Origin of the sequence: Streptomyces inusitatus, from assembly GCF_014651115.1 — a bacterium.
Lineage (GTDB): Bacteria > Actinomycetota > Actinomycetes > Streptomycetales > Streptomycetaceae > Streptomyces > Streptomyces amakusaensis.
The window spans coordinates 149,687-170,732 of the sequence record NZ_BMWG01000011.1; the positions used below are offsets into that span (position 1 = coordinate 149,687).

15 protein-coding genes are annotated in these 21,046 nt (G+C 74.3%); 13 read left to right on the forward strand and 2 right to left on the reverse strand.

The window, feature by feature from the left end:
* Positions 1–8: 8 nt before the first annotated feature.
* The 13 genes from IE247_RS18655 to IE247_RS18710 all read left to right on the forward strand — a co-directional run bounded on the left by IE247_RS18655 (position 9) and on the right by IE247_RS18710 (position 18,161).
* Positions 9–1,190: a phage late control D family protein gene (locus IE247_RS18655; RefSeq protein ID WP_190124292.1), complete on the forward strand. Its 1,182-nt coding sequence runs from the start codon at positions 9–11 to the stop codon at positions 1,188–1,190.
* Positions 1,187–1,891, forward strand: coding sequence for a phage baseplate assembly protein V (locus tag IE247_RS18660; RefSeq protein WP_190124293.1), 705 nt, complete (start codon positions 1,187–1,189; stop codon positions 1,889–1,891). The genes IE247_RS18655 and IE247_RS18660 overlap by 4 nt, the downstream gene beginning before the upstream one ends.
* Positions 1,888–2,292, forward strand: coding sequence for a GPW/gp25 family protein (locus tag IE247_RS18665; RefSeq protein WP_190124294.1), 405 nt, complete (start codon positions 1,888–1,890; stop codon positions 2,290–2,292). Before IE247_RS18660 ends, IE247_RS18665 begins: the two co-directional genes overlap by 4 nt.
* Positions 2,289–4,238: a putative baseplate assembly protein gene (locus tag IE247_RS18670; RefSeq protein ID WP_190124295.1), complete on the forward strand. Its 1,950-nt coding sequence runs from the start codon at positions 2,289–2,291 to the stop codon at positions 4,236–4,238. The genes IE247_RS18665 and IE247_RS18670 overlap by 4 nt, the downstream gene beginning before the upstream one ends.
* The gene (locus IE247_RS18675; RefSeq protein ID WP_190124296.1) at positions 4,235–6,265 is read left to right on the forward strand and encodes a putative baseplate assembly protein; all 2,031 of its coding nucleotides are present in this window, start codon (positions 4,235–4,237) and stop codon (positions 6,263–6,265) included. Before IE247_RS18670 ends, IE247_RS18675 begins: the two co-directional genes overlap by 4 nt.
* Positions 6,262–8,232, forward strand: a complete 1,971-nt coding sequence (locus tag IE247_RS18680) for a phage tail protein (protein ID WP_190124297.1) — start codon at positions 6,262–6,264, stop codon at positions 8,230–8,232. Before IE247_RS18675 ends, IE247_RS18680 begins: the two co-directional genes overlap by 4 nt.
* A gap of 12 nt (positions 8,233–8,244) precedes the next feature.
* The gene (locus tag IE247_RS18685) at positions 8,245–9,576 is read left to right on the forward strand and encodes a hypothetical protein (protein WP_190124298.1); all 1,332 of its coding nucleotides are present in this window, start codon (positions 8,245–8,247) and stop codon (positions 9,574–9,576) included.
* Between the two features lie 2 nt (positions 9,577–9,578).
* The gene (locus tag IE247_RS18690) at positions 9,579–11,540 is read left to right on the forward strand and encodes a hypothetical protein (protein WP_190124299.1); all 1,962 of its coding nucleotides are present in this window, start codon (positions 9,579–9,581) and stop codon (positions 11,538–11,540) included.
* The gene (locus tag IE247_RS18695) at positions 11,537–12,676 is read left to right on the forward strand and encodes a hypothetical protein (RefSeq protein WP_190124300.1); all 1,140 of its coding nucleotides are present in this window, start codon (positions 11,537–11,539) and stop codon (positions 12,674–12,676) included. Before IE247_RS18690 ends, IE247_RS18695 begins: the two co-directional genes overlap by 4 nt.
* Positions 12,677–12,678: 2 nt before the next feature.
* Positions 12,679–13,206, forward strand: coding sequence for a hypothetical protein (locus IE247_RS18700; RefSeq protein WP_190124301.1), 528 nt, complete (start codon positions 12,679–12,681; stop codon positions 13,204–13,206).
* Positions 13,203–15,194, forward strand: coding sequence for a hypothetical protein (locus IE247_RS34395; protein ID WP_229869208.1), 1,992 nt, complete (start codon positions 13,203–13,205; stop codon positions 15,192–15,194). The genes IE247_RS18700 and IE247_RS34395 overlap by 4 nt, the downstream gene beginning before the upstream one ends.
* Positions 15,195–15,199: 5 nt before the next feature.
* Complete coding sequence (locus IE247_RS34400) at positions 15,200–17,362, forward strand: ATP-binding protein (protein WP_229869209.1); 2,163 nt, start codon at positions 15,200–15,202, stop codon at positions 17,360–17,362.
* 97 nt (positions 17,363–17,459) lie between these two features.
* Positions 17,460–18,161 carry a nitroreductase family protein gene (locus IE247_RS18710; RefSeq protein ID WP_190124302.1) on the forward strand — a complete coding sequence of 234 codons (702 nt, stop codon included), beginning with the start codon at positions 17,460–17,462 and terminating at the stop codon, positions 18,159–18,161.
* A 32-nt stretch (positions 18,162–18,193) separates the two neighbouring features.
* Here IE247_RS18710 and IE247_RS18715 read toward each other — a convergent pair whose 3' ends face one another.
* Positions 18,194–19,021, reverse strand: a complete 828-nt coding sequence (locus IE247_RS18715) for a class I SAM-dependent methyltransferase (RefSeq protein WP_190124303.1) — start codon at positions 19,019–19,021, stop codon at positions 18,194–18,196.
* 123 nt (positions 19,022–19,144) lie between these two features.
* Positions 19,145–20,800, reverse strand: coding sequence for an NAD-dependent epimerase/dehydratase family protein (locus tag IE247_RS18720; protein WP_190124351.1), 1,656 nt, complete (start codon positions 20,798–20,800; stop codon positions 19,145–19,147).
* Between the last annotated feature and the right edge of the window lie 246 nt (positions 20,801–21,046).

Genomic DNA, 21,046 nt, shown 5'->3' on the forward strand with positions numbered 1-21,046 from the left:
AGCGCGCCATGAGCACCCCCGCACCGGAAGTCGCCTCTCCGGACCGGTACGCGCCCGAGTTCGAGGTGCGGATCGAGGGCCTGGAGATGGACCCGTCCACCAAGAACGACATCATCGACATCAAGGTGAACCGCGACATCGACGAGATGTCCGGCTTCGATCTCACCCTCAACAACTGGGACGACGCCCGGCTGAGGTTCAAGCACAGCGACTCGCCGGACTTCCGGCTCGGCTGCCGGGTCTCGGTGCGGCTCGGCTACGCGGACAAGCTGCTCACCGTCGCCACCGGGACGATCAGCACCCTCAGCCCCAAATTCTCCGACGGGTCCTCACCGACCGTCGGCGTCAGCGGAGTGGACGGACTGCTGCGGCTCAAGGACCGCAAACCGGCCGAGAACGAGGTCAAGATCTACCGGAACATGCCCGACTGGCGGATCGCGGAGGAGATCGCCCGGCGCAACCGGCTGCGGATCGAGGTCACCCGGGAGGGCCCGACCCACGACCGGGTGGTCCAGAAGAACCAGGACGACGCGAGCTTCCTGATGGAACGCGCGAAACGGCTGGACTTCGACTGCTACATCCTGCCGGATCCGGCCTCCGGCGAGGACACCCTGTACTTCATCAGGCCCACCGACGGCCGCGACGGCCGCCCGATCCGGGTCTACCGCCTCGCCTACGCGCCCGGGCTCACCACCGGCCCCAGCGCGCAGCCCGCCGGACTGATCCCCAACCTGCTCGACTTCACCCCCACCCTGACGGTGTCCAAGCAGGTCAGCAAGCTCACCGTGCGCGGCTGGGACCCCCGGACCAAACAGCCGATCGCCTTCACCGCCACCGCCGAGAACCTGCCGGCCGGACAGAACAGCGCCGGCGGCCAGAGCGGGCCCCAGGCCGCCGAGAGCACCCTCCAGGGCCGCCAGGAAGTCCTCGTCGACGCCCCGGTCAGCAGCGACCAGGAGGCCCGCGAACTGGCGATCAGCCTGCTCAGGGAGCGGGCCTACGAATTCATCACCGCCACCGGCCGGGTGGCCGGCCTCCCCGAGCTGAGACCCGGCGACAACCTGGAGATCTACGGCCTCGGGAGGCGCTTCTCCGGGACGTACTTCGTCAAAAGGGTCGAGCACACGCTCAACACCGGCGGCTTCTTCACCCAGTTCACCGGCCGGCGGATCCACCAGGGGGACCAGTGACCACCACCAGGAACACCCCGCGCGCCCGCAGCACCGACAAGCGGTACTACGGCGTCGTCGAAGCCCTCGTCGTGGAGAACGACGGCGACGACGAGGGCCGCGTCAAGCTCACATTCCCCTGGTTCGACCAGACCACGGTCACCGACTGGTGCCGGGTCGGCCAGCTCTACGCGGGCAACGGCTACGGCTCGCTCTTCGTCCCGGAGAAGGGCGACGAGGTCCTCGTCGCCTTCGTCCACGGCGACATGCGGTTCCCCATCGTCCTCGGCGGCCTCTACAACGGCGAGGACAAGCCGCCGACCGCCCGGACCGGCGGCCGAGACCAGAAGATCATCCGGACCGCGCACGGCCACGAGATCCTGCTCGACGACACCTCCGGCCGGGCCGCCGTGCGCATCACCTCCGCCGCCGGACACACCGTGGAGATGGACGACGAGGGCAAGGCCGTCCGGATCACCGCCGCCCAGGGCGGCAGCGTGACCGTCTCCGCCCAGGGCGACATCACCCTCAAGGCGGCCAAGGTCACCATCGACTCCTCCGCCATCGACCTCGGCGGCGGCTCAACCGAACCGCTCGTCCTCGGCAACGCCCTGCTCACCGCGTTCAACACCCACACCCATCCGTCCGCCGCCGGGCCCACCGGACCGCCCGTGCCGCTGCTCACCCCCGCGGTCCTCGCGAAGAAGGCGAGAACGGCATGAGCGAGGAGTTCCTCGGCACCGGCTGGCGCTTCCCGATCCTGCCCGACGAGGCCGGTCGGCTCGGATACGCCGTCGGGGAGGAGAGCATCGAACACTGTCTGAGGGCCCTGCTCCTCACCGGCGTCGGCGAACGCGTCATGCGCCCCGACTTCGGCACCCGCGCCCAGGAGTCCGTGTTCGCGCCCGGCAGCGTACAGAGCCTCCGCGACCTGGAGAACTCCATCGCCGACGCGGTCCGCGACCACGAGCCCAGAGTCGAGCTGGACGAGGTCCGCGCCGAGGCCGATCCCGCCGACGAGTCCCGGGTCACCGTCTCGGTCGTCTACCGGATCCGGCGCAGCAACACCAAGGCCAACCTGGTCTTCCCGTTCTACGCAGGCCTCACCGGGAGCACCCCATGACCCTGCCCGCGCCGAAGCTGGACGACCTCACCTGGGACGCGATCATGGCGGAGTCCCGCCGCCGCGTCCCCGCCGAGTCGGACGGCCTCTGGACGCTCCACGCGCCCGCCGACCCCGGCATCACCCTGCTCGAACTCTTCGCCCATCTGCTGGAACAGCGGCTCTACTGGCTCGACCAGGTCCCGGACGCCCTCGTGGTCGCCCTGCTGCGGCTGCTCGGCGTCGACCCGCCGCGCCCCGCCCGCGCCGCCGCCACCGTGCTGCACCTCATCGTGCCGACCGACCCCGGCGCACCCGTCCCCGTCGTCCGCGCCGGGACGCCCCTCTCCAGGGACCCGCTGGGACGCGTCGTCTTCACCCTCGACGACGAGGTGGCCGCCTTCCCCCTCGACCCGGACGGCGAGATCACCGCGGTGACCGACCGGGACCGCACGGCGGACCTGCGGGCCCGCCGGGGCGTCCCCCTGCTGGCGAGCGACGGCGGCCCCTCCTCGGCCCGCTTCACCCTCCCGCTCACCGGCGAACTCCCCGCTCCCGGACCGCTCTCCCTGCTCGTCGAGGTGGACGCGCCCGCCGCCGTCACACCCGAGTGGCTGCCCGGCGCGACCGATGGCGTGCCCCCGCCCGCGGAACTGAACTGGTCCTGGTTCCGCCCCGGCACCGACCGGGGCGGCGCGTTCGGGAAGGTCGAGGACGGCACCGCCGGACTCCGCAGATCCGGCGTCGTCCGGCTGCACCCGCCGCCCGGCTGGACCACCCGGGACTCGGGGCTGCTGCTGTCGACCCCGGCGGCCACCTTCACCGCGCCGCCCCGGCTGCTGCGGCTCGCGGTCAACGCGTGCGCCGCCCGCCACCTCCGGCGGCACACCCTCACCGGGGCCGTCCTCGCACAGCAGATCGAAGCCTGGCTGAAACTGCCCGGCCAGCGCCTCGTCCTGCCCGAAGCCGCCGACGGCCTGCTCGACGCGGCCCTCTCCCTCGCCGACGAGGAGTGGAGCGCCGCCCCGGACTTCACCTTCGGAGCCTCCGCCGACCGGATCTTCGTCGTCGACCGCGCCGAGGGCGCGCTCGTCTTCGGCGACGGACTCACCGGACGCGTCCCCCGGCCCGACGCCCGAAACGCACGGGCCGACTACACCACCGGCGGCGGACGGGCCGGAAACGGAGGACTGACGGCGAACTGGCTGCCGGCCGACGACTCCGCGCCCGCCGCCCTCACCGCCACCAGCCTCGTCCAGGCATCCGGCGGCCAGGACCCGGAGACGGTCCCCGAGGCCCGCCGACGGGCCGCCGCCGCGCTGGGCGAAGTCACCCGCGCGGTCACCGCCGAGGACTTCGTCACCCTCGCCCGGACCACCCCCGGCGTCGCCGTCGCCCGCGCGCACCCCGCCGTCGGAGAACACCCCGGCCATCCGTGCGCCACCGTGCCGGGCGCGGTCACCCTCCACATCGTCCCCTCCGCGCCGAGGGACGACCTCACCCGGGAGGACTTCGTCCCCGACCCGCGACCCGACCCGGGCCTGCTGTGCGCCGTCGCCGCCCGGCTGGACAGAGCCAGGCTCCTCACCTCCGAGGTCTTCGTCCGCCCGCCCGACTACCGCGATGTCACCCTCCGCGTCGATCTGTCCGGCGACCCCGCCGACCGCGCCCGCGCCTCCGCCGCGGCCGCCGACGGACTGCGCCGTTATCTCGACCCGCTGATCGGCGGCGAGGACGGCGAAGGATGGCCGTTCGGCGAACCGCTGCGCCCCTCCGCCCTGCTGCGGGCCGCGCAACGGGCGCTCGGGGACCTCGCGGACGTCCTGGCCGTCGCGATCGGCCTCGACGGCGACGAACCCGACGAGAGCTGCCGCGATGTGCGACTCCGCGCCGGCGATCTGCCGGTCCTGCGGGCGGTCCGGACCCGGGTCGTGCCCGCGGCCGAGCCGGGAGAGGGGCTGACATGAGCGGCGAGGTGTGGTGGGAGCGCGACGCGCGCACCGAGGGCGGACTCGTCCCGGGCCCCGGCCCGACCGGCGTCCAGCCCGAACTGGTCGACGCCACCCCCGAGACGGCCCGCGCCCGCGTACGCGGCCGGATCACCGCGTACACCCCCGACTGGACCGACCCGGACCGCCAGGACGCGGGAGTCGCGCTCGTCCGTGTCTTCGGCGCCCAGCTCGCGTCCGTCCTCACCCGGGTGAACCGGCTCCCCGAGAAGATCCTCGCCGAGCATCTCGCGACGGCGGGGGTACGCAGACGTCCGGCCGGAGCGGCCGCCGCCCTGCTGGAGTTCACCGTGAACCCGCCGGACGGCGCGTCCGTCCTCGTCCCCGCCGGATTCCAGGCGGCCGCCTCCGGCCCGGCGGGACAGGTGATCTTCGAGACGGACGACGATCTGTACGCGACGCCCGCCCGGCTCACCGCGCTCGCCGTCCAGGAGGCCGGGAAACTCGAACTCCTCCCGCTGGGCCCCGCCGGGCCGGGCCACCCCTTCGCGCCCTTCGGCCGCGACCCCGAGCCGGGCAACGGCCTGTGGATCGCGCTGGCCGGGACCGCCGCCCCCTACCCCCGGCTCTCCCTGGGGTTCGTCGTCGTCGCCGACCCGCCCGCGCCCGCCGCCTCCGACGGCCCCGCGCCGCGGCCGGAGCCCCCCGAGCCGCTGCTGCGCTGGGACGTGCTGGACGGCACCGGATTCACCCCCGCCGAAGTCGCCAGGGACGGCACGGACGGACTGCGCGCCAGCGGCACCGTCGAACTGCGCGTCCCGCGCTCCTGGCGGCCGGGGAACGCCCCGGGCCTGCCGGGCCCCCCGCTCCGCTGGCTGCGGCTGCGGCTCGCCCACGGCTCCTTCGCCGGGCCCGCGCCCGTCCTCTCCGGAGTCCGGCTGAACACGGCCTCGGCCACGGCCACCCGCACCATCAGGGACGAACCCCTCCAGCCGGTCCAGGGCCCGCCGGGCGCGGGCCGCCGGATGACGCTGAGCCAGGTCCCCATCCTCGAAGGATCGGTGGTCATCGAGGTCGACGACGACCCGGGCGGCGATGTCTTCGGCACCACCGCCGCCGTCACCTCCCGCTGGCGGGAGACGCCCGGCCTGGCCGGACACGGCCCCGCCGACCGGGTGTTCACCGTCGACCACGAGACGGGCGAGATCGCCTTCGGCGACGGCGTCCACGGAGCCGCCGTCCCGCCCGGCTTCCGCAACGTCCGCGCCGTGCGCTACCGGGTGGGCGGCGGCAGCGCGGGATCCGTCCGGGCGGGAGCCGTCGGCACCGTGGTCACCGCGCTGCCGTTCGTCACCGGCGTCACCAACCCCTTCCCGGCCTCGGGCGGCACCGACCCCGAACCCGACGCCGACGCGATGCGCCGGGGCGTCGGCGAACTGCGCGCCCGGGGACGGGCCGTGGCCCCCGCCGACTACGGACTCCTGGCCACCCGGACGCCCGGCGCGTCCGTGGCGCGCGCCCAGGGCGTGCCCGGCCTCCACCCCGACCACCCGGGAGTGCCCATCCCCGGCGTCGTCGGCGTCCTGGTCGTACCGCCCGGGGACGACAGCGGCGAACCGCCCACGCCGTCCGCCGCGACCCTGCGCGCGGTCGCCGACCACCTCGCCCGCGCCGCCGCCCCCACCGGGGTCACGGTCGTCGCCGCCCCCGCCCGCTACCGGCGGATCGGGGTCGAGGCGCGGGTCACCCTCGACCCCGACCAGGACCGGGCCGTGACACTGGCCCGCGCGGGCGACGCGATCACCGCCTACCTCGACCCGCTGCGCGGCGGGGAGAACGGCGCGGGCTGGCCGTTCGGCGGCACCCTGCGACACGCCCTCCTGGTCCGGCGGCTGCTGGCCGTCGAAGGAGTGCTGGCCGTCTCCGGCCTCACCCTCGTGGTCGACGGACAGCGCAAGCGGCCCTGCACCGACCACGCCCTCGCGCCGCACACCCTCGTCTGGCCGGAACGCCCGCTGCTGATCCCCGGGAGAGACCGCCCATGACCTGCGCGTCAGGACCCGCCACCTTCCGCCTGCTCGACGCCCATGTCGGCTGGGACCAGCGGGAGGTCCATAACCTCGTCGGCTTCGACGACCCGGCCGGAGTGCGCCTCGCCCACCCCGGCTCCGCACCCGAGGGGCCCACCAGGCGCGCCCTGCTGCCCTGGTTCCCCGACCGCCGCCTCACCCCGGGCGAAGGACACTGCGACTGGTATCTGCTCACCCCCGACCGGCCCCGGCTGCTGCGCCGGGACGCCTGCTCCGAGGGCTGGACACCCGTCTGGCCGCCCGGCTGCGAACCCGAACCCCCGCGCGCCCCGGTCTCCGTCGCCGCACGGGGAAACCGGCTCGCCGTGGTCGAGACCGACCGGGTACGGGTCTGGCGGCACCAGGGCCGACACCTCGCGGGCGTGATCCCGGTCGACCGGCCCGTCTGGGCCGCCCCGGCGGCGGGCGACGAGATCCTCGTCGCCCGCGAACCCGACACCGATCTGCGGCGCTACAGCACGGCGGGGGAGTTCCTCGGCCTGCTGCGCACCGGAGCCCCGGGCCGGATCGTCGGGCTGCGGACCGGCCCGGGCCGGACGATCTGGCTGCTCACCGACGACGGCGTACGGCTGCGGATCCACCGAGGCGGCCGGAAGCGCCCGTTCCGGACGGTCACCGCGGCCGAGCTGGCCGCGACCCTGCCGCCGAGCACCCTCGTCTCGGCGACCGAGGAGGGCTTCTGTCTGCGGGAGCCCGGCCCGGACACCACGGTGACCCGCTGCTTCGACTGGCGGGGCGAACCACGCGAGGCCCCTTCGCCGCCGACCGACGAGTACGTCACCTCCGGATCCTGCCTCACCACCCTGATCGACAGCGGCGTCTCGCGCTGCCGCTGGCACCGCGTCAGGGTGGACGCCGACCTCCCCACGGGCACGGCGGTCACCGTCTCGATCGTGGTCTCCGAGGACGGACGGTACGAGGACACCGACTGGCAGACGGCGGTCCCCGGAGCCGCCGACTTCCTCGTCGACCAGCCGCCGGGCCGCTTTCTGCGGCTGCGGCTGCGGCTGACCGGCGACGGCGGCGCGACCCCGGTCGTACGCCGGATCCGACTGGATCTCCCCCGCTCCACCAGCGCGGACCTGCTCCCCGCGGCGTTCCGCGAGGACCCGGCCGCGGACGACTTCACCGAGCGCTTCCTGTCGCTGTTCGACGCCTCGCTCGGCGAACTCGACCGGGTGATCGAGCGCTGTCCCGCCCTGCTGGACCCGGCCGGAGTCCCGGACCGGGTGCTGCCCTGGCTCGCCGGGCTGCTGGGCCTGTCGTTCGAGGCGGGCTGGGACGCGCGCACCCGGCGCGCGCTGCTGGCCGCCGCCCCGGAGCTGTACCGGCGCAGGGGCACACCCTGGGCGCTGCGCGAAGCGGTCCGCATCGTGTTCGGCGCGACCCCGGTCATCGACGAACTGGCGGCCGACCGCCGCTGGGCCCTGATCCGGCGGACGGCGGAGGGGACCGGGACCGGGACCAGTACCGGGACCGACGGCCCGGGGCTGGGCGGCGTCCGGCTGTTCGGCCGGTCGGCGAGCAGATTCCGGCTGGACGGATCGGCCCTCGGCGCGGGACCCCTGCGGGCCTTCGGCGACCCGGACACCGATCCGCTCACCGCCCACGCCCACCGGTTCCGGGTCCTGCTGCCGGCCGGCTCGGCGGACGAGAAGGCGCTGCGGCGGCTGGTGGGCCGACAGGCCCCCGCGCACACCGCCGGATCGGTCCGCACCGGCGGCGCGGGGTTCGTGGTCGGCTCACGGTCCACAGTCGGGGTGGACACCTCCTTCGTTCCGCTGCCGCCGCCGGTGCTGGGCGGCGAACACCCCCCGCGGCTCAACCGCGACGCGGTGCTCCGACCGGGGCCGCGAGGAGCGCGCCACGGGGTGATCGTCGGGGCGGTCTCCGGCATCGGCGTGCACACACAGGTCTGGTGAGAGGACAGTGCGATGACAGAACCAGCGTCAGAGACGGCATCGGGACCGGGAACAGGACCGGGAACAGGACCGGGCACGGCGCACACCGAGGGCTTCGACGAGCCCCCGCTGCGCAGACTGCGCTACTTCCACGGCCAGATGCTGGGAGCCAGGGACTTCCAGCGGGAACAGGACTACTACCGGCAGAAACTGAAGCTGCGGCTGCGCGCCCTGCTGGGCTACGGCGTGGTCTGCGGACTGTTCGTGACACCGGTGCCGCCCGACCGGGACGACTGTCACGACGAGGCCGACGGCCCGGGGGCGGACGCCGCCCCCGACGCCGCCCCCGCGCGGGACGGGACCCCCGAGCCGACCGGCGGCCCCGGGCCCGACGGCGGCGAACACTTCCGCCGCCGTCCCCGCGTACGGATCACCCCCGGCCTCGCCGTCGACTGCGACGGCAACGAGGTCGTGGTGCGCGGCGGCTGCGTCGTCGACCTGTGGAAGGCGCTGCCCCCCGACGAACGCCACACGGACACTGTCTGGGTGGGCGTCCAGTACGGCGAGCGCCCCGTCGAACCCACCCGCGCCGTGTACAACGACGGCTGCGCGGACACCTCCGACTGCGAGTTCGGCTGGACCGAGGAGTGCTACACCGTCAAGGTCACCGGCTGCGAGCCGCCCAAGGACGAGCGCTGCGACACCTGCCGCTCCCGCTGCGAGCACACCGTGCTCTGGCTGGCCAGGATCGAGGGGATCGACTGGCACCGGCCGGTCCGCCCGGACCGGATCCATATGAACGTCCGCAGGCCCTTCGGCCGCCATCTCCCCGTCGTGATCACCGGAGTGAACTGGATCCACGGCCACACCTACACCGTCGACGAGGCCAAAGCACTGCTCGGCACCCAGGACGAGGACGGCGGACTCGTCGTCCGGTTCTCCGACGGCGTCCGCGCCGACACCCTCCAACCCGGCGTCGTGGAGATCCAGGTCATCGAGGGCGGCGCGGGCCGCAACGCCTCCACCTGGTACATGGGCGGCGCGTTCGCCGAACCCACCGGCCACGAGGAGTTCACCGACCGCTTCCGCTACCGGCAGACGACGCGCGAGACGCTCCAGGACGGCGACCGCGTCCTGATCACCGTGCGCGCCGCCTTCCTCCTCGACCGCTGCTGCCGCCCGGTCGACGGCACCCATGTCGGCGGGCGCGTGCCCACGATCGACGCCGGACCGCACCCGACGGCGGCCTCCACCGGACCTTCCGGCGTCTGTGTCCTGCCCCCCTCCGGCGTCGGCCCCTGGACCTCGGGCACCGGCGCGGGCGGGGACGTGTTCGAGAGCTGGTTCTTTGTGAAGGAGCGCTGATCATGGGAACAGGATGCGGATGCGGCTGCGGGGGCGCGTCGGCCCGGCCGTCCGCCTTCGTCCGGCCGCGCTTCTTCGCCGGACAGCTGCTGACCGAGGACGACCTCGGTCTGCTGGTCGACTACACCACCGCGAAGAACCGGCTCCACAACCGTTCGCTGTACGGCCCCGGAGTGGTCCGCGGCCTCGAAGTCGCCTGCGCCCCCTGCGGCGGCGGCACCGTCGTGGTCCGGCCCGGCCACGCGCTCGACCCCGAGGGCCACGACATCGTGGTGCCCTGCGCCGAGAGCGTCGACGTACGCGCCCTCGTCCAGGAACAGCGGGTCGCCTCGCTCGGCGCGGACTGCGGCGAACCGTGCGACGGCGGCGGACCGCGCCGCTACGGCCTCTTCGTACGGTACGAGGAGAGCCAGGTCGAACCGGTCGCCCCGTACGCCACCGAGGAACCCTGCCCCTCACCGGGATGCGTGCCCTCCCGGCTCCGGGAAGGATTCCGCTTCGTCATCGGACGGGCCGATGCCGACGACCACCGCCACAACCCCGGCACCCTGCTGCTCGCCGCCCTGGGCGATCTGACCAGGGCGGAGGATGTACGAAACCGGGACCGAAGGCTCGGACGCCATGTCGACGCCCTGTTCGCCGCCTCGCTCGCCCCGGGCCGCACCTTCCGGTTCGACGCCGCCGACGGGAAGCGCTACACCGAGGGACTCGCCTGGCTGCGCGAGAACGGCGACGGCGGAACCCCGACGCCGCAGGCGGCCCGTACGACGACCGAGCACGTCCGCGCGGTGGCCGCCGCCATCGCCCGATACGACACCTACGACCGGGCAGGACAGGAACAGCTCCTCCGTGACTACCCCGATCTCGCCGGGGTCCCCGACGCCCGGGGCGTCCTCGGGGCGGCCTGCGAGCGGCTCGCCGGCACCGACACGGAAGCCGTCTGGCCGAACCCGCTGACCCGCTCGATCGCCCGCGCCGTGGTCACCGAGACCCGGGCCAGGATCGTCCCCGCCCAGGGCGACCCCGACGCACCGCTGGAAGTACGGCTGCTGGCCCAGGGCACCCCGCTCAGCCACGCGCTCCAGGCGGAGTTCCGCGCCGATCTCCACCTCGTCCGGGACTGGCTGCTGGGCCGCCTCGACCTCTCGACCGTCGACACCGACTGCGCACTGCGCTCCGACACCGTCCGCGTCGACCTGCCCCCGCCGCTGCCGACCCCGCCGCCGGACAGCGTCGAGAAGGTGACCGCCGCCGACCTGCGGCAGATCGCCGAGGCGATCGCCGCGCTCACCACCGCCGTACGCCGCTTCCTCACCGAGGCCGCCTGCGCCGCCCTCAGCCCGCCGCACTCCGACACCACCGACACCGATGTGCTGCTCGCCCGGGTCGAACTGGACGGCTGCGACGTCGTACGCGTCTGCTTCGCGACCCGCGAACAGGTGCTGCCCGGCGGCTCGGCCTACGGCGAATGGCTGCCGAAGCTCTACCGGCTGCGCGAACTGGCCGGCCGGCTCTGCTACGGACCGGTGCCCCGCTACCGGCAGCCGGACATCCCCGCCGAGGGCCCGGTGCCCCGGCCGTACGCCGAAGCCCTGCTCGACGACCCGCCGCCCACCGGGGACCTTGAGGAGATGCTGTGCGTGCTGCTCACCCCAGCCCCGGGCGAGACACCGCCGAAGGCACTGCACGAACAGCTCCGCACCACCCCCAGCGAGGTGACGGACAGCCACCGGGAACTGGCCCTGCTCAGAACCAGGGTGACCGAGCTGACCAGTGCCCTGGACGGGCTGCGGGCGGAGCTGGACGGCGTACGCGAACAGGCCGGACGGGCCGCCGACCGGCCGCCGGAGCGGCCCGGCCGACGGCCGAAGGAACCGGAGGGCGCGCCGCCGAGCGCCCCCGCCGGGCCGCCCGCCAGAAAGCCCCGCGCACCCCGCACCCCGAAATCGGGTGAGACCGCATGACCGCCCCGCTGCGCCCCGTGTTCCACGAGGGCCAGATCCTGTCCGCCGCGGATCTGACGGCCGCGGTCGAGTACGGACGCGCGGTGGCCGCACGGCACGCGCTCCACCTCCACGAGTGGGGGATCGCCGAAGGGCTCGGGCTGACCACCGAGTCCCGCACCGATCCGCTGACCGGCGCCCGCCATGTGGGCGTGAGCGTGTCGGCGGGGACCGCCGTCGACGGAACGGGCCGGGAGATCGTCCTCACCGATCCGGTCGCCCTCCGCGAGAGCGACTTCGACGAGGTCAACGGCGCGGACCAGCCCACCGACGAGCCCTATCCCGTCTTCCTCACCTCGGCCGACCGGGAACCGGACGCCGCCGCCCGGGCCGACTCCTGCTCCGCCGCCACCGCCCCGACCCGGGTCGAGGAGTCGTACCAGATCCTCTTCGGACGCCTCGGCGACGAGCGGCTGGTCGCCGAACAGCGACCGCCCGCGATCGGCGCGCCCCCGGCCGATCCGCCGATCCGCTGGCTCGTGCTGCTCGGCTATGTGCGCTGGACGGACGGCCATTTCAGCGGTGTCGAGACCCGGGCGCGCGGCGTCGGACCCCAGTACGCGGGCGCCCGGGCCGACACCGTGACGGCCCGCTCCGGCGAACTGACCCTGCGCACCGGCCGGACGCCCCGGGAGGGCGAGCCCGCCGTGGTCCTCTCCGGCGGCGAGGCGCCCAGCCTGGTCTTCGGCCTGTACCGGGGCAGCGGCACGGTCGCCCCGCTGATGACCCTGGCCGCCAATGGGAACCTGACGATCCAGGGCAGCTTCACCGGCCGGATGTCCACCGGCAGCACCCTGATCGCCTCCGGGGCCGCCACCGACGGAATGCTGCTTCCACTCCCGTCCGGGGTCACCCCCGAGCAGATCGCCGACGGCCGGGTCGTGCTCCACACCCGGCTGACCCCCCGCCCCCCGTCGACCCCGACGGACTCGACCCTGCACAGCCCGGTGGAGGTCACCGTGGACGCCGACCGCCGAGTACGGTGCCGAGTCAGGCTGTTCGACCCGCTGGCGGCCGAACCGGCCGTGACCGAACAGCCCGGGGCCGTCGACTACCTCGTCCTGGCGACCACCGCCGCGACCGAAGGCGGTGGCTGACGATGAGCCTGACCGCCGTGTACGTCGCCGACACCGGCCATGTGGTGGGCGCGCTGACCCTGACCGGCGCGGCCGCGCCCACCGATGTGGCCGAACTCGTCGGCCCCGCGCTGCCGGTCCGGGTCTCCCTCGGCGCGGGCCGCACCGTCTCCCTCTCCCTGCCGGACCGGCGGCTGGCCGCCGTGGCCGCCGACGACGAACCCGGCGTCCTCGCCGACCCGCTGGCCTTCGGCGTCGACGCGCCCGACGGCAGACCCCGGCCCACCCTGCTCCGGCTGGCCGCCTGGAGCGAGGGGCTGGCCCTCGCCGCCGACGGCCTCACCGTGACCCTGCCGCTCGCCGTGAACCGCGTCACCCCCGTGCTCGCGCTGATCTCCGACGGCGAGGACACCCATGTGCTCACCGGGGAGATCCCGGACCGGCAGAGCGCCGTCACCCTCCCCGTGACCCTGGAGGCGGGAAGCCGGCACGGTCTCCTGGTCCTGGTCGCGGGCTGGGCGGGCCGGCTCACCGGGGCGGAGGCACAGTGACCGCACCCGTCTCCCGGACCACCGAGGAGATCACCGTGCGGCGCTGCACGGTGACGGTGGTCCGGCACGGCGGATGGAGCTGGGGACCCGACCCCAAGGGCCTGGTCGACCGGGCCCTCGACGCCCTCCCGGAGCTGCTCGCCGACCACTTCGCGGACCGGCTGACCGGCGAGGGACCGGACACGGAGATCACCGAACCGGTCACCGTGACGGTCCGGGCCCGCGCGGACCACGGCTCCGGGAGCGCGGCGCCGCTCCTCGACGTACGGGTCACCGCACCGCCGGAACCCGTACCGGCCGCCGTCTCCCCGGCCGGTACGCCGGGCGACGACCCCACGCCGTTCGACGAGTCCCTCGCGGCGGCGGGGCTCTCCTGGTCCCCTCCGGCGGTCGCCGCGCTCTTCGCCGAACTCTCCGAACGCCGCGAACTCGACGCCCTGCTGGCGCTGCTGCCGGACACCTCGGTACGGGTCTATCTGCTCGCGCTGCTCCGGGCCGACGAACCGGCGGCGGCCCTGCTGCTGACGGAACTCGCCCGGCGCGCGGCTGCGAACGGGCCCGCCCCGACGCCGAACGCCCCGGCCGACCCGGCCGACGCGGCCACGCCGGCTGCTGCCGCCTCCACCGCCCCCGATGCTCCGGCGGAGGACGATCTCCTCGCCCTCGCCCGTCTTCTCGTCCCCCTCGCCGGGAGCGAGGACCTCACCGCCCTGGCCCGCCTCCTCGCCGGGCACGCCGCCACCGCCCTCGTACCGCCGCCCACCGGCGCGGCGCACCGGCCCACCGCCGCCCCTCTCCCCGAAGCGGTGGACGCCACGCCCGGCCAGGAGGACGGCGTCCTACCTGGGAGGACCGAGCCAGGACCGGCCGCGGAGCGGCCCCCGGCCGATGCGCGGCCCGGCTCCGCCGATCACGGCCCGGAGTTCCCCCGTACCGCCGGGCACGAGACCGCCGACGGACGGGCCGCGGGCGGCCTCGCCCCCACCGCGCGGGGCGAGGCGCGAGTCGGGTCCGTACTGCCGTTCCTGCTCGCCGGGCCGCTCGCGCGGATCGGCTATCTCGACGCGCTGGGACCCGCGCTGGCCGGTGTGGAACTGGCCGAGGAGGCTTCCCTGTTCGCCGCCGCGCTGGCGTACAAGGTCCTGGGCGCGACCGGGCGCGGCTGGCGGCGGGCCGAGCGGGACAGCGAGACCGCGGCCGTCTTCGCCGGGCTCGACCCGCCCGTGCCCGAGGAGCGGCTGACCCGTTTCGCCCGGCTCGTGGGCCCCGCGCTCCCGGTGCTCGACGGGGTGCTCGCGCTGGCGGTCTGCCGGGGCCACGACCCCGCCGACCCACTCCTGATCACAGGGGCCGGGGACCGGCTGCTGCTGGTCGACGCCCAGGGCCTGTTCCCCGTCGCCTTCGCCGACCGGGCGGCCGAACTGCTTCCGTACTGGCGGCTCTGCGGCAGTCCCCCCGTGCTGATCTGCGAAGGACCCCTGCCCCCCGGGACCTTCGGCGAACTCGCGGCGGCGGGCGTCCCCTTCCTCACCCGACTGCGGCCGCTGCGCGGCGACCCGGTGCGCAGACTGCCCGGCCGCACCCCGGTGTGGAGCGCGCGGGGCGCGCCACCGGACCCCCGGCTGGCCGCGGCGCTGCCCGGGCACACCGCCCGGCTCACCGAACTCGCCCGCGCGCTCGTCGACGACCGCCGGGCCGTGCCCCTCGCCGAGGACGGCGGCCTGGAGCGCTGCGTCACCCTGGCGGCGGCGCTCGGCCTGAGCACCGTCGCCTGGACGCTCTGGCGCGACCGGGAGACCCCCGACCCGCTCGCGGCCCTGCTCCGGTTCGCCGACCTGGACGCCACCGTCCGCTTCGGCCCCGAGGCCGTCAGGGTGCGCATCCCGCTGGGCCGCCGCCACGCGGACCTCCTCCGTTCCGGTCTCCTCGCCGACGTGCCCGACGTGGTGTGGCTGGGCGGCCGGAGCCTGACCTTCTCGGGCGGGTGAGCGACATGGACCGACCGGCACCGGACCGATGGGCACGGGAACACCTGAGCGTCAGGCTCACCGCGCTGCACCGGGCGCTGCGCGCCGCCGTCGAACGCCAGGCGGAGATCACCGCCCGGCTCAGCAGACCGGATCTCGTCCCGTACTGCGTGACCGACGAACAGGCCGCCGTCCTCCTCGAAGAGGCGGACATCCTCGCCGAGACCCTGACCGAACCCGACACCCCGGACGCCGAGGCGGATGAGAAAGCGGGGGCGGAGGCGGAGGCCGAGGCGGAACGGGAGCTGCGCCGCCGGGCCGCCGCCGGGGGCGCGACCCTCCCCCTGGACGCGCTCGCCGCCCGCTTCGGTCTGAGCCGCGCCGAGCAGGACGCGCTGCTGCTGGTCGCCGCGCCCGAACTCGACCCGGGATACCAGCGGATCTACGCCTACATCGTCGACAACCTCAACCGGCGGCTGCCCTGTGTGGAACTCCTGACGGCGGTCGGCCCCGACACCCCGGCGGCCCGGCTCGCCCGGCGGCGCGCGCTCGGCCCGGCGGGCCCCCTGCGCAGATACGGCCTGCTCCGCCCCCACGGCGACGCCCCCGTCGACCTCGCCCGGGAACTGGTCCTCGCCCCGGGCGTCTTCGAGTATCTGCTCGGCTGGGGCGGCGACCCGGGACTGCTCGGCCACGACCCCGGCGAGGTCGCGGGGCCCGAGCCGCACCCGCCGTCGCCGCTTCTCTCGCCCTACCTCTCGCCGTATCTCGCCTCCGACCGGCTCGTCCGGCTCGGCCGCGCGCTGGGCACGGGCGACATCGACCTGGCCGGGCTCTGGGGCTGCCCGCCCGGCGGTCAGCCCGACGCGGCGCGGGCGCTCGCCCGGGTGGCTGGCCTGCCCCTGCGGACCCTCGCCCACGACATCGAGGACGATCTGCGCACGGCCGCCGCGCTCGGCGCGCTGCTGTGGATCCCCGCCGACGAGCTGCGCGGCCCGCCCGGCGGCCGGAGCGCCGCCGAGACGGCCCTCGCCCTGCTTCGCTCACGCGTCCCGGTCTGTCTGACCGGTCTGGCCCCCTGGCGGCCCGAAGGGCTGCTCGCCGCGCGGTCCTACGCCGAACTGACCCTGCCTGTGCCGGGGCTCGACGAGCGGCGCGCGATGTGGTCGGCCGCCCTTCCCGGCCTCGGCGGAACGCTCCTGGAGGATCTCGCCGTCCGCTACCGGATGAGTGGCCGCGAACTGCGCGCGGTCGCGTCCGTCGCCGACGCCGGGGCCAGGCTCGCGGGCAACGGCCGCCCGGAGCCGATCGCCCGCCATGTCGCGCCCGCCATCGCCACGGTGACCCGGGGGCGCGGCGGCAGCGGCGTCCAGTCGATCGTGCCCCGGCGCACGGCCGCCGATCTGGTCCTGCCCGAGGCCCAGTCACAGCAGATCCTGGAGATCGCCTCGGCCTTCCGCAGCTGGCCCCGGATCGCCGAGACCTGGGGATTCGCCCGCCGCTCGGCGCACGGCGGGGTGAAGGCCCTCTTCACCGGCGAACCCGGCACCGGCAAGACGATGTCCGCCGAGATCGTCACCGGCATGCTCGGCCTCGAACTGCTCAAGGTCGACCTCTCCCAGGTCGTCTCCAAATGGGTCGGCGAGACGGAGAAGAACATGGAGGACGCCTTCCGCCAGGCCGAGGAGAGCCATGCCGTGCTGCTGTTCGACGAGGCCGACGCGCTGTTCGGCAAGCGCGGCGAGGTGAAGCACGGCACCGACCGGTACGCCAACCTCGAAGTCGGCTATCTGCTGCAACGCCTGGAGGCCAGCGAAGGACTGGTGATCCTCACCAGCAACCTCAAGGACAATATCGACCCGGCCTTCACCCGACGCTTCCACTTCGTGATCCACTTCCCCCGCCCCGGCATCCCCGAGCGGCGCAGACTCTGGCGGCTGGCCTTTCCCCAACAGGCTCCGCTCGGGCCGGATGTGGACCTGGACGCGCTCTCCCGGCTGGACATGACCGGCGCGGGCATCAGCGCCGCCGCCCGCACCGCCGCGCTGGCCGCCGCCGACGGCGGCAGCACCGAGATCGGCATGGGCCACATCGTGCGCGGGGCCGCCCGCCAGTTCCAGCGCGAGGCCCGGCTGCTGCGCCCCGGTGAGCTGGGACGGTACGCGGCACTGCTCGGCGAGGAGGACTGACCGCGCCCCTCGTGCCCCCGCGCCCCTCGTGCCCCCGCGCCCCTCGTGCCCCCGCGCCCCCTGCCGCTCGGCCGCGCCACCCGGCACACTCTCCTGCATGTCCACATCAGAACAGCGCTGGAGCCCCATCCACGGCGACCCCTATCGCCCCGTTCCCTACCGGCCCGGCAGGACCGACCCGGCCGACTCCCTCGCCCGCGCGGCGGAGCTGCGCGCCCGGATGGACGAGCGCCGTACGGTACGGCAGTTCGCCGCCGACCCGGTCCCGGCGCAGGTGGTCAAGGACGCCATCGCCTGCGCGGCCACCGCCCCCTCCGGCGCCCATCAGCAGCCCTGGACCTTCGTCCTGGTCCAGGACGAGGAGGTGCGGCGGCGGATCCGGGAGGCGGCCGAGGAGGAGGAACGCCTCTCCTACGACGGCCGTCTCGGCGAGGAGTGGCTGGCCGCCCTGCGCCCGCTCGGCACCGACCGCGTCAAACCGCATCTCACCGACGCCCCCGCGCTGATCGTCGTCTTCCAGCAGCGCTACTGGCTCGGCGAGGACGGCGAGAAGCGCAAGCACTACTACGTTGACGAGTCCGTGGGCATCGCCGTCGGCATGCTGCTCACCGCACTCCATCTCTCCGGCCTCGCCGCGCTCGTGCACACCCCGAGCCCGATGCGCTTCCTCTCCGAGGTCCTCCGCCGCCCGGCCAACGAGAAGGCCTTCGCCGTCATCCCGGTCGGCTATCCGGCCCCGGACTGCGAGGTGCCCGACCTGGTGCGCAAATCCCTGGACCAGGTGATGACCGAGATCTGAACCGTCCCCCGGGATTCGCTCGCCGGGCGGGGTCAGTACGGGCGCCGCCCCTGGGCGGAGTACATGAGACAGGAGGCCGCGAGGAAGTGGGGATGGCTCATCACCCGGCGGGCGGCGCGGAGATCCTCGTCGGTGACGCCGACGGCGAGGAACCGGGTCCGCAGATGGTGGGTGTTGTGGATCTGGAGCGCGGTGCCGGGGGAGTGGCAGCGCCAGGACTGGACGTGCGGTTCGGTGTCGATGTCGGTCAGCCCGGCCTGTTCCATGGCGGCGGCCATGGAACGGCCCCAGGTCAGATCGACCCCCGCGGCCTCCAGAAGGCGCTGCTTGGCCGCGATGTAGGTGGCGTACACCTCGGCGGCGTCCCCGCCGCGCAGCCCGCCCAGCGGGATGAGCGGGCCGTACGTCGTCTCGTCGAAATCGTCGAGCTGGATCCGGCCGCCCGGTCTGAGAGCCCGCACCAGGCGTTCGAGCACCTGTAGACGCTCCGGCAGATGCAGCAGCACCAGCCGCGCGTGGATGACGTCGAAGGCGCATTCGGGCAGTGGATCCCGGGTGATGTCGTGGACCGCCACCTCCAGCCCCTCGGCCGGCGCGATGTGGTGCGGCTTGATGTCGGTGGCCAGCACGGAACCGGTGGGCGCGACCCTGGCCGCGAGCCAGCGCGCTACGCTGCCGCCGCCCGCGCCCACCTCCAGACAGCGGAGGCCGTCCCGGAGTCCCAGGCCGGCCAGCCGGCCGACGCTGAGCCCGTCGTAACCGGCGGTCAGAGCACGATGCTGCTCCCCGGCGTGCCCGTTGTCGTTGTCGAACGCGTAGCCCGGAGGCTGTGGCTGTGGCTGTGGCTGTGTGCTCGTCATGAGATCTGGTCCTGATCGACGTGGCGGGAGCGGACCCCGTGTCTACCGCGGGCCCGGCCGGGGCCGGGGCCGTACCGTGTGCTTTCCGGTACGGCCCCGGCCCCGTCGCCGGGTGTCGGGCGATCACTCGGACGCGTACCGGATGCCCTCGTAGGCGAGCCACTGGGCGAAGGTGTGCAGTCCGTGATGGAGATCCATGGAGGGCTTCCACTCCGCGGGCCGCCCCGGGGCCGGGGCGGGGGCCCGGGCCGGGAGCGGGGCCGAGGGGGGCCGGGTGGCGGGCGGGGCGTCGACGGTCTCGACGGGCACCGGGCGGACCGCCGCCCGTACCTTCTCGGCGAGTTCGCGCACGCCGACGGGGTCGGGGTCGGGGAGGAGGAGCGAGCGCGGGGCGGGAGGAGTGCGCAGCGCGTGGGAGAGCGCCGCGATGAGGTCGGTGGTGTGCAGGGGCCGCAGTCCCTCGCCCGGAGGGTCGGTGAGGACCACCGGATGACTGCGGAGCGCGCTCCACACCATGCGGCCGATCGGTGAGTCCAGCGAACAGCCGGGACCGTACAGATCGCCGGTGTACAGGGCGGTTCTGGAGCGGCCGGTTCCGGTGACGCGGTCCAGGGAGCGCACCACGACATGCGCTCCCGCGCCGTCGCCGGCTCCCAGCGGGCGGAGGTCGATCAGTGTGTCGAGGCCGTCGAGCCGTCCGTCCGAGGTGGTGACGGCGGTGACCCGGTGGCCCCGGTCGGCGAGACCGCGCAGGATGTGCTCGCCGAGCAGGGTGGCCCCGCCGAGGAGTCCGATCTCGTGGTCCGGGCCCCCGCGCGTGGGCCGGGCGGCGGTGAGGGATCGTCCGGCGGCCTCGATGCCCGCCTCGACGCCGGCCCGGGCGATCTCGGCCAGGCTCTCGCGCATCTCGGCGATCCGCTCCTCGCTCCGATGGTGGCTCACTCCGCCGGGGCCGATGGTGGCGAGCGCCTCGGCGCAGGCGGGTGTCTGGGAAAGGTCGGTGCCTCTTCCCTCCCGCCGATGGACGAATCCCATGGTGAAGGCGGTCAGCCAGGTACCCCGAACAGCCTCTTGATCTACTGCTTCGGTCAACCCCGACTTGGCTGGTTCAAGACTTCCTACGCGTATCCCGGATCCTTCCAGATAGTCCTCGCACTCCAGATGCAGCCATCGTTCCGGACCCGGCCCTTCCACTCTTACCGTGCACTGCGCGACCCCGTGCTTGAAGAAGGGAATGACCCGCAGGCCCTCCAGCCGCGACCCCTCGTCCCCGGGACGGTCGTCGGGGAGGAAGCACACCGATCGGCGCGGCCCGCGGAAAGCGTTCCCGGAAATGCTGCCGTGGTCCTCGTGTTCGGCGAAGCTGGGCACCGACACATAGCCGGGGATCCGGTTGGCCCGCAGATACTGATACATGAGGATGTCGTCCGGCCAGGCGTCGAGACGCCGTCTGCCGTATTCCACGAACCCGGCGGCGACCCGCCGGGGCAGAATGATGGCCACACAGGGGAAGTACTCATTGACCGCGCCGACCCAGCGCACTCCCGCCATCGCGCCGAAGCGCACGGCCGCGCCGTTGCGCGAATCCCACAGTGCGAACAGGGCGAGCGCGGCGTCCGGCATTTCCTCCACCGCCGCGCGGGCCCGTTCGAAGAACGCGTCGGAGAGAATCATGTCGTCCTGGACGACAAGTTGATGAGTGGCGCCCTCCTCGATCGAGGACCACGCCGCCAGCGCGGTGCGGAGCACCGACGGCTTTCCGGCCGGATCGGGATCCATTACCACTTTCAAGGCTCCGGGGGGAGCCGACGCGGCGAGTCTCTCCGCGGCCGGCAGGCGCTTGGGGTGGGTCATCACCGCGCCGCTGATGCGATAACGCGTCACAGGTCCTCCGTGCTCTGGTTCCTGGCAGGCGGCGGATTTCCGCGTCCGCGTTCTCCGCCGACCATTTGATTTCGGACAGTACGGTGGGGCATTTGAAGGCTGCGGGGCTTCCGAAAAGGCACCCTGGTTTCAGCCGACGAT